Origin of the sequence: Evansella sp. AB-rgal1 (assembly GCF_041820985.1) — a bacterium.
GTDB lineage: Bacteria > Bacillota > Bacilli > Bacillales > Salisediminibacteriaceae > Evansella.
The window spans coordinates 102,446-115,500 of the sequence record NZ_JBGUAU010000012.1 but is presented as its reverse complement, the minus strand read 5'-3'; the positions used below and the strand labels follow the sequence as shown (position 1 = coordinate 115,500).

Sequence of the window (13,055 nt, the reverse complement as noted above, 5' to 3'; positions counted from 1 at the left end):
GTAATGGTGGTGTCCAATGTGATTACAATAATGATAAAACATCCTTTTCAAAAGAGAGAGATGCCTCCTCTATGTCTAGCCCTTGGATTTTTTGATGGTGTACATAAAGGACATAAGGCAGTAATAAGTAAGGCAAAGGAAGAAGCGGAACAGCGTAACTTGAAAAGTGGAGTTATGACTTTTTTCCCACATCCTAAAGAAGTTCTTCGAAAAGAAACAAAGGTAGACTATCTAACATCTATGGAAGAAAAGGAACAATTAATGAAAGAACTGGGAATAGATTATTTATTCGTTGTCCATTTTGACCTTTCCTTTTCTGAATTAAATCCTCAACAATTTGTTGATCAATATCTAATTCAACTAAATGTAAAGCATGTGGTAGCGGGATTTGACTACACATATGGAAGGTTAGGGAAAGGTACAATGGAAACACTACCTTTTCATTCTCGAAACAAACTAACCTATACAACTGTGGATAAGGTAGAGAGTGATGGAAATAAAATAAGCTCAACAAATATCCGTCAAGCTCTAGGAAAGGGAGATATATCCGTTGCGAATAAGTATTTAGGCAGAACATATGAATCAAGTGGAATCGTTGTTAACGGAGATAAACGTGGCCGAACTATTGGTTTTCCAACAGCAAACGTTCAAGTTGGTGAAAGAGCGTTTATTCCGAATACAGGGGTATATATTGTGCGGATTATGGTAAATAATAAATGGTATAATGGAGTATGTAACATCGGGTTTAAACCAACATTCCATGATACACTTCACAAACCGACAATAGAAGTCCATATCTTTCGGTTTGATAAGAATATTTATGGTGAACATGTTAAAGTTCAGTGGCATAGGAAGATCCGAAACGAAATGAAGTTTGCATCTGTTGATGAATTAGTGAGTCAATTACAATTAGATGTTACTGAAGCTGAAGTTTATTTCCAAGTAAAAAATGAAATAAAACCTTGATAAATGTTATAAATACTAGTATGATGATAGATGTTACAAAGAACCATTGCTTGGCCGTCCGAATCACCAACGGCTGCTAGGCGAATGGGGTTTACAAATGAAGGAGGTGGATTGGATGGCATTAACACAAGAACGTAAAAATGAAATCATTCAAGGTTTCAAAACTCATGAGAATGATACTGGTTCTCCTGAAGTTCAAGTAGCTATCCTTACAGAGCAAATCAATACGTTAAACGATCACCTACGTACACACAAAAAGGATCATCACTCACGTCGTGGTCTTTTGAAAATGGTAGGTCAACGTCGTAACTTACTTACGTATCTACGTAACAAAGATGTTGCGCGTTATCGTCAACTTATTGACAAGCTAGGATTACGTCGATAATTTTTCGAAAAGCGGGAGTCATCCCGCTTTTTTGCTGTATGTAAGTAAAGAATTTATTGGTAAAACTGGCGATATTTCTTTTTATAGTATTATATTAACATATTTCTTCTTTACTACTTTTTTGATATTATAATTGCTAGAAGCATGGAAGGTATATATATCCTATATTTCCTTTGTGAAATTAGAATTTTCTAACGTCAGCATGTTTACTACATAAAAATAAGCCAACAATAATGATAATAAGAAAAGATTAATTGGACGAGAGGAGTTACTCGTAAGATGACACAAGAACATCAAACATTTACAATTGAATGGGCTGGTCGTCCCTTAACGTTTGAAATTGGTAAGTTTGCAAAGCAAGCCAATGGGGCGGTTTTAGTTCGCTACGGTGACACAGCAGTTTTATCTACTGCAACTGCATCAAAAGAACCAAAGGATTTACCTTTTTTCCCTCTTACTGTGAATTATGAGGAACGTTTATATGCTGCAGGAAAAATTCCGGGTGGTTTTATTAAAAGAGAGGGTCGACCTAGTGATCATGCAGTATTGACTAGTCGATTGATTGATAGACCAATTCGACCATTATTTCCAGATGGTTTCCGTAATGATGTGCAAGTAATTAGTATTGTAATGAGTAATGACCAAGACGCACCGGCTGAGATGGCTGCGATGGTTGGATCTTCATTAGCGTTATCTATATCTAATATTCCATTTGGTGGACCAATTGCAGGTGTAACGGTTGGTCGTATTAATGGTGAATTTATTGTTAATCCAACACCAGAACAATTAGATAAGAGTGACATTGAACTTGTTGTTGCAGGTACAAAGGATGCAATTAACATGGTTGAAGCAGGTGCTGAAGAAGTTCCTGAAGAAACGATGTTAGAAGCAATCATGTATGGTCATGAGGAAATTAAGAAAATTATCTCCTTCCAAGAAGAAATTGTCGCTCAAGTTGGTAAAGAAAAAATGGATGTAAAATTAATCGAAATCAACCATGACCTTGAAGTGGAAATCAGAGAAAAAGCTGGTGAAGACTTGAAGGCAGCTGCCATGGTGCACGAGAAGCATGCACGAGATGCTGCAGTGAAAGAACTAATGGCACGTGTCATGGAAGAATATATAACGGAAGAAGAAGATCGTTCTTCTGAAGCTCGCGAGGTTTTGGACAAACTGTTTAAAGACACTGTTAGAAAATTAATTACAAAAGATAAAATACGTCCAGATGGAAGAAAAGTAGATGAAATTCGATCATTGTCTTCTGAAGTAGATGTATTACCAAGAACGCATGGTTCTGGTTTATTTACAAGAGGACAAACACAAGCATTAAGTATTTGTACATTAGGTGCATTAGGCGATGTACAAATCTTAGATGGATTAGGAATTGAAGAGTCGAAAAGATTTATGCATCACTATAATTTCCCTTCCTTTAGCGTTGGTGAAACAGGGCCAATCCGTGGACCAGGTCGAAGAGAGATTGGTCACGGTGCATTAGGGGAAAGAGCACTAGAACAAGTTATCCCTGATGAGAATGATTTCCCTTATACGATTCGTCTTGTTTCTGAAGTGCTTGAATCCAATGGTTCTACATCACAAGCAAGTATTTGTGCTAGTACACTTGCAATGATGGCTGCTGGTGTTCCAATTAAAGCCCCAGTTGCAGGTATTGCTATGGGTCTCGTGAAAGACGGAGATGATGTTTCAGTATTAACAGATATTCAAGGTATGGAAGATGCCTTAGGTGATATGGACTTCAAAGTAGCGGGAACAGAAAAAGGAATTACAGCTTTACAAATGGATATTAAGATAGACGGAATAAATCGTGAAATCTTAGAAGAGGCTTTGGCCCAAGCAAAAGACGGACGTATAAAGATCCTAGAAAATATGCTATCCGCAATTGAAGGCCCTCGTACAGAGTTAAGTACGTATGCACCAAAAATCTTGACGATGTATATTAAACCAGACAAGATTCGTGATGTTATTGGTCCAAGCGGAAAAATGATTAATCAAATTATTGAAGACACTGGTGTAAAAATTGACATTGAGCAAGACGGTAAGGTGTATATTGCTTCTGCCGATAGCGAAATGAATGTAAAAGCGAAGCAAATTATTGAAGATATCGTTCGCGAAGTGGAAATTGGTCAAACGTATCTTGGAAAAGTAAAAAGAATAGAAAAATTCGGTTGTTTCGTGGAACTTTTTAAAGGAAAAGATGGTCTTGTACACATTTCTCAACTTGCAAAAGAACGTGTGAACAAGGTAGAAGATGTTGTCTCTATTGGAGATGAGATACTTGTAAAAGTTACGGAAATCGATAACCAAGGGCGCGTTAATCTTTCAAGAAAAGCTCTCTTACCAGAGAATAAAGAATAAAGATAAAGACTGGGAAAAGTGACTTTCCTGGTCTTTTTTAACAATTTAATCAAGTATTTTTGACTTAGAACGTTGTCTGGCTCCGACGCTATGCGCTTTTCATAAAAAATCGATGTTAAATACATAGGTACTTACAGAATACATTTGTTCTAACTTGTCCTCTATTTGCATAATTCTTTAGTTGAGGGGGGACAGTGTATGGTAAAGAAGTTTGTATTACAATGGATCACTTTCTTTATGATATTAATGATATCGTTAACGAGTGTTCACAATCCGATTACCACTGGATATATCTATGAATTAAGAAGCGAAGCGGAAACAGTATTGAAAGTAGAGGATCCTTTATTTTCAGAGATCAAGCAAAAACAATTGGAATATAATATAGAACCAAAGGATGCCGTAATAGATAAAGTATGGAAGGCGATTCCTGGATATAATGGACTAGCAGTAGATGTAGAGGCTTCTTATGAAAAAATGAAAAAAGAGGGTACATTTGAGGAAGAGAACCTCGTATTTAACGAAATTCCTCCGAAAACGATGTTAAAAGATTTACCTGCTGCACCTATTTATAGGGGAAATCGTCAAAAGCCAATGGTCTCTTTTATGGTGAATGTTGCCTGGGGTAATGAGTACTTACCTGATATGTTAAAGACGATGAAAGATCATGATGTACGTGCTACTTTCTTTTTAGATGGATCTTGGGTAAAAAACAATCCTAAACTGGCTAAGATGATCATAGAAGAAGATCATGAAATAGGTAATCATGCATATTCTCATCCGAATATGAAAAATTTATCTCGAAGTAGAATTAATCAGGAAATTCAGAGTACGAATGAGATAATTGAAGCAACGATTAATAAAAAACCTCGATGGTTTGCGCCACCGAGCGGGAGTTATCGGCAAGAAGTGGTGGATGTAGCATACGAATATGGAATGAGAACAGTACTATGGACAGTTGATACAATAGATTGGAGAAATCCAGAATATACTAGCATGGCTCATCGAGTTATTGAGAAAGTAGAGCCAGGTTCGTTAATATTAATGCATCCAACTGCATCATCCGCAAAAGGGTTAGAATTAATGATTAAGGGTATTAAAGAAAAAGATCTTCACATAGGCATGTTGAGTGAAACGTTAAGTGAGTCTAGGGTAAAATAATAATGAAAGACATAAAAAGGACATAATAGTATTAAAAATAGGGGGATCAACTTGTGATTAAGCGATTTATAGGAGATAACGGTTTAAGAATTGTTTTTGAACCGAATAAAACTGTTCGATCTGTAGCTATTGGAATATGGATTGGAACAGGATCAAGATTTGAATCGAAACAAGAAAATGGTGTATCGCACTTTCTTGAGCATATGTTCTTTAAGGGAACGAAATCAAGAACCGCCCAACAAATTGCAGAATCATTTGATTCCATTGGTGGACATGTCAATGCCTTTACATCGAAAGAATATACTTGTTATTATTCAAAGGTTTTAGATAACCATGCGAAGCATGCTGTTGATGTTCTAGCAGATATGTATTTCCATTCCACGTTTGATAAAAATGAACTAGATAAAGAAAAAGGTGTTGTTTTAGAAGAAATAAAAATGTATGAGGATACACCTGATGATATCGTTCATGATTTATTAAGTAAAGCGAGCTTTGGTGATCACCCTCTAGGTTATCCTATATTAGGTACGGAAGAGACGTTATCACAATTTTCCTCGCAATCTTTAATTAACTATATGGAACAATACTATAATGCAGATAATGTTGTCATATCTATCTGTGGAAATGTATCAGAAGGATTTGTAGAGTATGTTCAAGAAGTTTTTTCAAAGATGAAAAAAGGGAGTGGCTCCAAAACTCTCGTAAAACCTTCTTTTAATTCTGATCGTATAGCAAGAAAGAAAGATACGGAACAAGCCCACTTATGTCTTGGATTTGAAGGGTTTCCGTTAAGTGATGAACAAATCTATAGTTTAATTTTATTAAATAATACACTTGGTGGGAGTATGAGTAGTAGACTGTTCCAAGAAGTTCGAGAAAAAAGGGGCTTAGCTTATTCTGTATTCTCCTACCATTCTTCCTTCCATGATACTGGTATGTTAACCGTATATACTGGTACGGCTCAAAAACATTTGGATCAACTGTTTGAAATCCTAATGGATACAATAGGAAAAATGCGTGATAGTGGTATGACCGAAAAAGAGCTTACAAACGGGAAAGAACAACTAAAAGGTAGTCTTATGTTGGGCCTAGAAAGTACAAATAGTCGTATGAGTCGGAATGGGAAAAATGAATTATTATTAGGACGGCATCGATCATTGGATGAGATAATTGATGCAATTGATAAGGTGACGCTTGACATGATACAAGATACGAGTGAAAAGATATTTTCACAAGATTATTCCTTAACCCTTATTAGCCCAGATGGTAAATTACCAAAAGGAGTACATTAAAAAATATCGAAAAACATGTCCCCGTAGGGCATGTTTTTTTTTGCTTTTTCATAGTATAGAGAAAAGGTCTGTGGAGGAGAGGGTAAAGGTGCGATTAAGTGAGATTAGTAATAAGGAAATCATCGATTATCAAAAAGGGGAACGTTTAGGTGTTCTAGGTCAGACAGATTTACTCATTGATGAAAAAAATGGTCAAATTGAAGCTTTTGTTATTCCAACATTAAAATGGTTTGGATTAGGAAAGCGTGAAAAAGAAGTCACTGTATATTGGAAACAAATTAAGAAAATAGGTCAAGATATGATCATTATTGAAGTTTGAATAGGTTAATTATTATGTAATAACTGGTAAACAAGCACAATTGTTAAAGATATAAATAGAATATTTTTAGAAATAAGGCAGGCGATTTAATCTTCGCGTGCTTTTTTTATACTTTAAGAAAGTTTCCCTCAAAGGATTAAAGTATAAGAAAAAGGAAGGCTTTCTCCATTAGAAACTGGCGATAATCTAAATTTATCTAATATTAATTAATTAACTGATTGTCCACGTTTCACACGTACTAAGGCATTCACATAATATGTTGTGAGGTAAACATCGCAAGCAAGTTCCCCCTTAAAAAAATGAAAAGTAAGGAAGGGGAGAATATCGTTGTGTTAACAGATATGCACATTGCAATTATCGGCGGGGATGCTAGACAGCTTGAAATAATTAGAAAACTTTCAGAATTAGATGGGAAACTATCTCTCATCGGATTCGATCAGCTTGATGATGGATTTGTTGGTGCGAAAAAGCAAACATTTCACACGTTATCTTCTGAAACGTTAGATGCCATCATACTTCCAGTAAGTGGTATGAACGAAGATGGAGAGATTGAATCCATATTTTCAGGTGAAAAAATTCTCTTTCCTGAGAATTGGCTTGAAAAGACACCAAAGCACATGAAAATATTTACTGGTATTTCAAATGATGTATTAAAATCAATGGCTACAAATGCAAATCGTGATTTAGTTGAATTAATGAATAGAGATGACGTGGCAATATATAATTCTGTTCCAACTGCAGAAGGAACGATTATGATGGTTATTCAAAATACAGACATCACCATCCATAGTTCAAACATTATTGTCACTGGCCTTGGTAGAGTGGGAATGACGGTTGCGAGAACGTTGAAAAACTTAGGTGCAAATGTGGAAGTTGTTGCGAATGAACCAGAGTTGCGAGCAAGAGCATTAGAAATGCAGATGCCTAGTTACTCTGTGAATGAGTTACCTAAACGTGTGAAAAATGCAGATGTAGTAATTAATACCATTCCAGCAAAAGTTCTTTCAGTGGATGTTTTATCGAGAATGCCTTCACATACACTCGTTGTTGATCTTGCATCGAAACCTGGAGGAACAGATTTCCGTTATGCTGAAAAAAGAGGGATAAAAGCTTTATTGGCACCAGGGTTACCTGGTATCGTTGCCCCAAAAACAGCAGGGCAAATTATTGCTAAAGTGCTATCAACATTGTTAATGGAGCACAGGGAAAATAAAGGAGGCAAAAGTTGATGTCACTCAAAGGAAAACATATTGGTTTTGGGTTAACAGGATCGCACTGCACGTACGAAGAGGTTATGCCAGTCATGGAACAGTTAGTAAAAGCGGGTGCACGTGTCACTCCTTTTGTAAGCTATACAGTACAATCTACAGATACAAAATTCGGTAAAAGTGCAGATTGGCTAGAAAGAATACAAGAGATTACTGATGAACCATTAGTAGATACTATTCCTAAAGCAGAGCCTTTCGGACCACAAACACCATTAGATTGTATGTTAATTGCCCCAATGACAGGTAATTCTACAAGCAAACTAGCAAATGCACTAACAGATTCTCCTGTATTAATGGGGGCGAAGGCAACTCTTCGTACAGGAAAACCAGTAGTTGTTGCTATATCAACTAACGATGCTTTAGGACTTAATGGAGTAAATATTATGAAATTAATGTCCACAAAAAATATATATTTTGTTCCATTTGGGCAAGATCACCCTTTCAAAAAGCCAAATTCGTTGGTAGCTGATATGACAAAAATTCCTGAAACAATAGAGTCTGCACTAAATCATGAGCAATACCAACCAGTTTTAATAGAAAGATATAAAGAAGAATAGCAATTAAAACAGAAACTTTGCTAAAATAGATATATATAGTAAGATAAAATAAGCTTACTAATCATGTGCTTTCTCGTAGTTAAGGTTTTTCCCTTAACTACGTATGTTTTTTCATAAATAGTTTTTTATCTGAGTATCAAGTAATAAAAACAGAAGGCAATGAATCTATTTTAGTGTATTGAAAGGGGTTTTTGTTTTATGAGTCAGCAAGGATATCGTGTAGCGGTTGTAGGTGCAACTGGTGCAGTAGGACAACAAATGTTAAAAACGCTTGAAAGATTAGAATTTCCAGTAGCTTCTATTCTTCCATTATCTTCGAAACGTTCAGCTGGAAAAAAAGTTTTATTTAAGGGTGAGGAAGTAACGGTAGAGGAGGCAACACCGGAATCATTCGAAGGCGTTCAATTAGCGTTATTCAGTGCAGGTGGATCTGTTTCAAAGGCACTTGCACCAGAAGCGGTTAAAAGGGGAGCAATCGTAGTAGATAATACAAGTGCTTTCCGAATGGATCCAAATGTACCATTAGTTGTTCCAGAGGTAAATGAAGCAGATTTAAAGGAGCATAATGGAATAATTGCAAATCCGAATTGCTCTACAATTCAAATGGTAGTTGCATTAGAACCAATTCGTAAAGCATTTGGCTTAAATCGAATTATCGTTTCAACGTACCAAGCAGTTTCTGGTGCAGGAGCAGAAGCAATTGATGAAATGTATGAACAAACACAGCAGGTGTTGAATAAACAAGAGGTAAAGGCAGAAATTTTGCCAGTAGGTGGAGACAAAAAGCATTATCAGATTGCGTTTAATGCGATTCCGCAAATCGACAAGTTTGAAGAGAACGGATATACATTTGAAGAAATGAAAATGATAAATGAAACGAAAAAAATCATGCACGATGACTCTATGCAGGTTGCTGCTACGTGTGTTCGTTTACCTGTGGAAACTGGTCATTCAGAATCGGTTTATATTGAAGTTGAAAAGACAGGAATTTCAGTATCTCAAATAAAGGAATTACTTCATTCTGCACAAGGGATTACCTTACAGGATAATCCAAGTGAACAATTATATCCAATGGCAACAACAGCAGCAGGGCAAGACGATGTTTTTGTTGGAAGAATTCGCAATGATTTAGATAAAGATAATGCCTTTCACCTTTGGATTGTAGCAGATAACCTACTGAAGGGTGCTGCTTTGAACTCTGTTCAAATTGCCTTTTCTTTAGCAAAATTAGGTTTATTGAAATAATAATAGCTTAAAGATATATTCCTATTAGCATATAAAGGTGGATGAGGGAAAAAGATGAAAATCGTAGTCCAAAAATTTGGTGGAACATCTTTAGGAAAGGAAGAACTTCGTGACCGAGCAGCAGACCATGTTGGTGAAGCGTTAAGAAACGGTTATAAGGTCGTCGTTGTAGTATCTGCGATGGGCCGTCAGGGAGATCCTTATGCCACAGATACGTTATTGCAGTTAGTTGATGGGATAAAAAGTCATGTGTCAAAAAGAGAACTTGATTTATTAGCTTCATGTGGCGAGACGATTTCTTCTGTAGTTTTTTCAAACTTATTGAATAAAAAAGGGATTAAATCATTAGCCATGACAGGGGCTCAAGCAGGGTTCCGAACAAATGAAGATTATACTAATGCGAAAATAATGGAAATGAAAGTCGAAGGAATTATCAATGAATTAGAGTACCATGACGTAACTGTGGTAACTGGTTTCCAAGGAGAAACACCAAAAGGTACAACTGCCACGTTAGGCAGAGGTGGGAGTGACACTTCCGCTACAGCGTTAGGCGCAGCATTAAAAGCAGAGGTTGTGGATATATTTACGGATGTTAACGGTGTGATGACTGCTGATCCTCGTATTGTTGATAATGCAAGACCTTTAAGTGTTGTCACATATAACGAGATATGTAATTTAGCATACCAAGGTGCAAAAGTAATCCATCCTCGTGCTGTGGAAGTTGCGATGCAAGCAAAGATCCCAATACGCATTCGGTCAACAAATTCAGATGATCTCGGAACTCTTATTACGTCAAGTACGTCACAAGACGTTGGAAGAGATGTAGTGGAACGCGCGGTTACAGGAATAGCACATGTTAGCAATGTGACACAAATTAAAGTGTTTTCTGAAAACGGTGATTATGACCTTCAGTATAAAGTGTTTAAAGCGATGGCAAATGAAGGGATTTCCGTTGACTTTATTAATATCCATCCTTTAGGTGTCGTTTATACTGTTAGTGATGATGTAGCGGACCATGCAATCTCTATTTTAAGAGGCTTGAACTTGGAACCAAAAGTATTAAAGCATTGTGCGAAAGTCTCTGCTGTTGGCGCAGGAATGACAGGTGTACCCGGAGTAACGTCAAGAATCGTTGAAGCGTTAACGAGTAAAAACATTCCAATTCTCCAATCTGCCGATTCTCATACAACAATTTGGGTATTAGTAAGAGGAGAGGATATGATTAACGCTGTCAATGCTCTCCACTCGATTTTTCAACTAGAGAGATAATATCAAAGGAGAGGGTTATCATGAATTTCGGCCGCGTTGTCACCGCAATGGTTACACCGTTCGATTCAAAAGGTAATGTTGACTTTCAAAAAACGTCCATATTAGTTGAGTATTTAATTCAAAACGGTACGGACAGTCTTGTTGTTTCTGGAACAACTGGGGAATCGCCAACATTATCAAACGAAGAGAAATTAGCTTTATTTCGTCATGTTGTAAAAGTTGTAGACGGACGAATCCCTGTAATTGCAGGAACAGGGTCTAATAACACGTATGCTTCTGTGGAACTAACGAGAAAAGCAGAGACAATAGGTGTGGATGCGATCATGCTGGTCGCACCTTACTATAATAAGCCATCACAGAGAGGTATGTATGAACACTTTAAGACAATTGCAGAAAAAACCTATTTACCTGTCATGATTTACAATGTACCTGGTAGAACGGTCTCTAATTTAAATGCTGAAACGGTCATAGCGTTATCTAAGATAAATAATATTGTTTCAGTAAAAGAAGCAAGTGGTGACCTTGAGCAAATGACTGCCATCCTGGCGAATACGAGTGATGATTTTCACTTATATTCTGGAGACGACTCCCTTACACTTCCTGTCTTATCTATAGGAGGATCCGGGATAGTATCTGTCGCTAGTCATATTGTAGGGAATGAAATAAAGGAAATGGTTGACGCCTTTTTTAGTGGTAATACCCAGAAAGCATCCAAAATTCACCAAGAACTATTACCAACAATAAAAGGTATTTTTATGGCACCAAGTCCTACTCCTGTGAAGACAGCTCTACAGCTAAAAGGTCTAGATGTGGGGGGCGTACGTTTACCATTAGTTCCTCTCACGTCAGAAGAAAGAAACTTACTAGCTTCACTTATTAAGTAAACCAAATAAATATCTATTTTTGTTTAGAAGGCCATTGAAAAGGATATCATCTTTTTCAGTGGTCTTCTCCTATCTTTCTAGAACTATTTTAAGTAACCAGAAATGAGAATCATTCATTTTTATCTATCTACAACATTTCGTAAACCAATACCATATTAAAAGGAAAGCACTCCCAACTAGCTAAAAATTGAAGTGCGGATCCGCTCAGTTCTTTTATTGTATACTTCCTCTTTTTTCTTATCATACTATGAGCGAAAGGAGTGGCTCGTTTATGAATGAAAATCCACAACCGAACCCTAACCAAGACCAAGGTAAAGATCAAAAGGGATCTGGCATTATTGAAAAGATTCAACAGTTAGGTCAAACAAATGTACCTCAAATGGAGCAATCAAATATTCATGTGTTAACAATTATCGGTCAAATTGAGGGGCATATGCAATTACCACCTCAAAATAAAACAACAAAGTATGAGCATATTATTCCACAGCTTGTAGCTGCAGAACAAAACCCTAAAATAGAAGGTTTATTAATAATATTAAACACTGTTGGTGGTGACGTGGAAGCTGGTCTAGCTTTAGCGGAGATGATATCCTCTATGTCGAAGCCTACGGTAACATTAGTATTAGGTGGGGGTCATTCCATCGGAGTTCCTATTGCTGTAGCTGCAAACTTTTCTTATATTGCAGAAACAGCTACGATGACAATTCACCCTGTTCGTTTAACAGGTTTAGTAATTGGTGTTCCACAAACCTTCGAATATTTAGATAAAATGCAAGACAGAGTAATAAATTTTGTAACTAGACACTCTGGAATATCGGAAGAAAACTTTAAAGAATTAATGTTATCAAAAGGTAATTTGACGAGAGATATTGGTACGAATGTAATAGGGAAGGACGCAGTTTCTTATGGATTGATTAATGAGGTGGGTGGAATTGGCCAGGCTTTATCTAAGCTTAATGAATTAATTGATCAAAATAAGAAAATGCATCCTAATGGAGATGTTATCCAATGATTCTATACACGTATGTAAATCAAGAAGCAATATTTCCTACCGATGAGAAGGATTTCTCTAGGCAGGAGATGGTCGACATTCCTGGGGGTCAGCTTTTACTTGAAAAAGAAGAAGGAGAATATGGTTTACAGTATAAAATTGTACGCTTATTCTCTACAGATCCTAATATGTACTTAGAAAATAAATACAACCCTGGAGAATATTTCACGAAACAATAATGAAATTTTTCCTTATGTAGCAAAAAAGAGACATTTTATGCTATAATAATGAAAACAAGCGTTCGTTAGACAGCAGCCGTATGCTCGGCTGCTTCTTCCTTTTATGTAA

Annotated in this window: 13 protein-coding genes; all 13 read left to right on the top strand. The window is 36.5% G+C overall.

Annotated elements, in window-relative coordinates:
- The first annotated feature begins 3 nt into the window (after positions 1 to 3).
- Positions 4 to 966 (top strand): riboflavin biosynthesis protein RibF, encoded by a 963-nt coding sequence (ribF, locus tag ACERII_RS12075; protein ID WP_373642609.1) that lies wholly within the window; start codon positions 4 to 6, stop codon positions 964 to 966.
- Between the two features lie 115 nt (positions 967 to 1,081).
- A complete protein-coding gene (gene rpsO, locus ACERII_RS12070; protein WP_373642608.1) occupies positions 1,082 to 1,351 on the top strand; it encodes a 30S ribosomal protein S15 in 270 nt (89 codons plus the stop codon).
- Positions 1,352 to 1,630: 279 nt separating this feature from the next.
- Entirely contained in the window at positions 1,631 to 3,724 is a 2,094-nt protein-coding gene (locus ACERII_RS12065; RefSeq protein WP_373642607.1) for a polyribonucleotide nucleotidyltransferase, read from the top strand.
- A 198-nt stretch (positions 3,725 to 3,922) separates the two neighbouring features.
- Positions 3,923 to 4,882 carry a polysaccharide deacetylase family protein gene (locus ACERII_RS12060; protein WP_373642606.1) on the top strand — a complete coding sequence of 320 codons (960 nt, stop codon included), beginning with the start codon at positions 3,923 to 3,925 and terminating at the stop codon, positions 4,880 to 4,882.
- 53 nt (positions 4,883 to 4,935) lie between these two features.
- Positions 4,936 to 6,174, top strand: coding sequence for a M16 family metallopeptidase (locus ACERII_RS12055; RefSeq protein ID WP_373642605.1), 1,239 nt, complete (start codon positions 4,936 to 4,938; stop codon positions 6,172 to 6,174).
- Positions 6,175 to 6,262: 88 nt separating this feature from the next.
- Positions 6,263 to 6,493, top strand: coding sequence for a YlmC/YmxH family sporulation protein (locus tag ACERII_RS12050; RefSeq protein WP_373642604.1), 231 nt, complete (start codon positions 6,263 to 6,265; stop codon positions 6,491 to 6,493).
- A 329-nt stretch (positions 6,494 to 6,822) separates the two neighbouring features.
- The gene (gene dpaA, locus ACERII_RS12045) at positions 6,823 to 7,722 is read left to right on the top strand and encodes a dipicolinic acid synthetase subunit A (protein ID WP_373642603.1); all 900 of its coding nucleotides are present in this window, start codon (positions 6,823 to 6,825) and stop codon (positions 7,720 to 7,722) included.
- Positions 7,722 to 8,318, top strand: a complete 597-nt coding sequence (locus ACERII_RS12040) for a dipicolinate synthase subunit B (protein WP_373642602.1) — start codon at positions 7,722 to 7,724, stop codon at positions 8,316 to 8,318. Before dpaA ends, ACERII_RS12040 begins: the two co-directional genes overlap by 1 nt.
- A 198-nt stretch (positions 8,319 to 8,516) precedes the next feature.
- The gene (asd, locus tag ACERII_RS12035; protein WP_373642601.1) at positions 8,517 to 9,563 is read left to right on the top strand and encodes an aspartate-semialdehyde dehydrogenase; all 1,047 of its coding nucleotides are present in this window, start codon (positions 8,517 to 8,519) and stop codon (positions 9,561 to 9,563) included.
- Positions 9,564 to 9,617: 54 nt separating this feature from the next.
- Positions 9,618 to 10,832 (top strand): aspartate kinase, encoded by a 1,215-nt coding sequence (dapG, locus tag ACERII_RS12030; protein ID WP_373642600.1) that lies wholly within the window; start codon positions 9,618 to 9,620, stop codon positions 10,830 to 10,832.
- 17 nt (positions 10,833 to 10,849) lie between these two features.
- Positions 10,850 to 11,716 carry a 4-hydroxy-tetrahydrodipicolinate synthase gene (gene dapA / locus ACERII_RS12025; protein ID WP_373642672.1) on the top strand — a complete coding sequence of 289 codons (867 nt, stop codon included), beginning with the start codon at positions 10,850 to 10,852 and terminating at the stop codon, positions 11,714 to 11,716.
- Between the two features lie 271 nt (positions 11,717 to 11,987).
- Complete coding sequence (locus ACERII_RS12020) at positions 11,988 to 12,728, top strand: ClpP family protease (protein WP_373642599.1); 741 nt, start codon at positions 11,988 to 11,990, stop codon at positions 12,726 to 12,728.
- Complete coding sequence (locus ACERII_RS12015) at positions 12,725 to 12,946, top strand: YlzJ-like family protein (RefSeq protein WP_373642598.1); 222 nt, start codon at positions 12,725 to 12,727, stop codon at positions 12,944 to 12,946. Before ACERII_RS12020 ends, ACERII_RS12015 begins: the two co-directional genes overlap by 4 nt.
- The last annotated feature ends 109 nt before the right edge of the window (positions 12,947 to 13,055 follow it).

Excerpts from the sequence above, each read along its gene's own strand:
- rpsO (WP_373642608.1), top strand. The coding sequence starts at position 1,082 with ATGGCATTAACACAAGAACGTAAAAATGAAATCATTCAAGGTTTCAAA.
- ACERII_RS12040 (WP_373642602.1), top strand. The coding sequence starts at position 7,722 with ATGTCACTCAAAGGAAAACATATTGGTTTTGGGTTAACAGGATCGCAC.
- ACERII_RS12020 (WP_373642599.1), top strand. The coding sequence starts at position 11,988 with ATGAATGAAAATCCACAACCGAACCCTAACCAAGACCAAGGTAAAGAT.
- ribF (WP_373642609.1), top strand. The coding sequence starts at position 4 with ATGGTGGTGTCCAATGTGATTACAATAATGATAAAACATCCTTTTCAA.
- ACERII_RS12060 (WP_373642606.1), top strand. The coding sequence starts at position 3,923 with ATGGTAAAGAAGTTTGTATTACAATGGATCACTTTCTTTATGATATTA.
- asd (WP_373642601.1), top strand. The coding sequence starts at position 8,517 with ATGAGTCAGCAAGGATATCGTGTAGCGGTTGTAGGTGCAACTGGTGCA.
- dapG (WP_373642600.1), top strand. The coding sequence starts at position 9,618 with ATGAAAATCGTAGTCCAAAAATTTGGTGGAACATCTTTAGGAAAGGAA.
- ACERII_RS12065 (WP_373642607.1), top strand. The coding sequence starts at position 1,631 with ATGACACAAGAACATCAAACATTTACAATTGAATGGGCTGGTCGTCCC.
- ACERII_RS12015 (WP_373642598.1), top strand. The coding sequence starts at position 12,725 with ATGATTCTATACACGTATGTAAATCAAGAAGCAATATTTCCTACCGAT.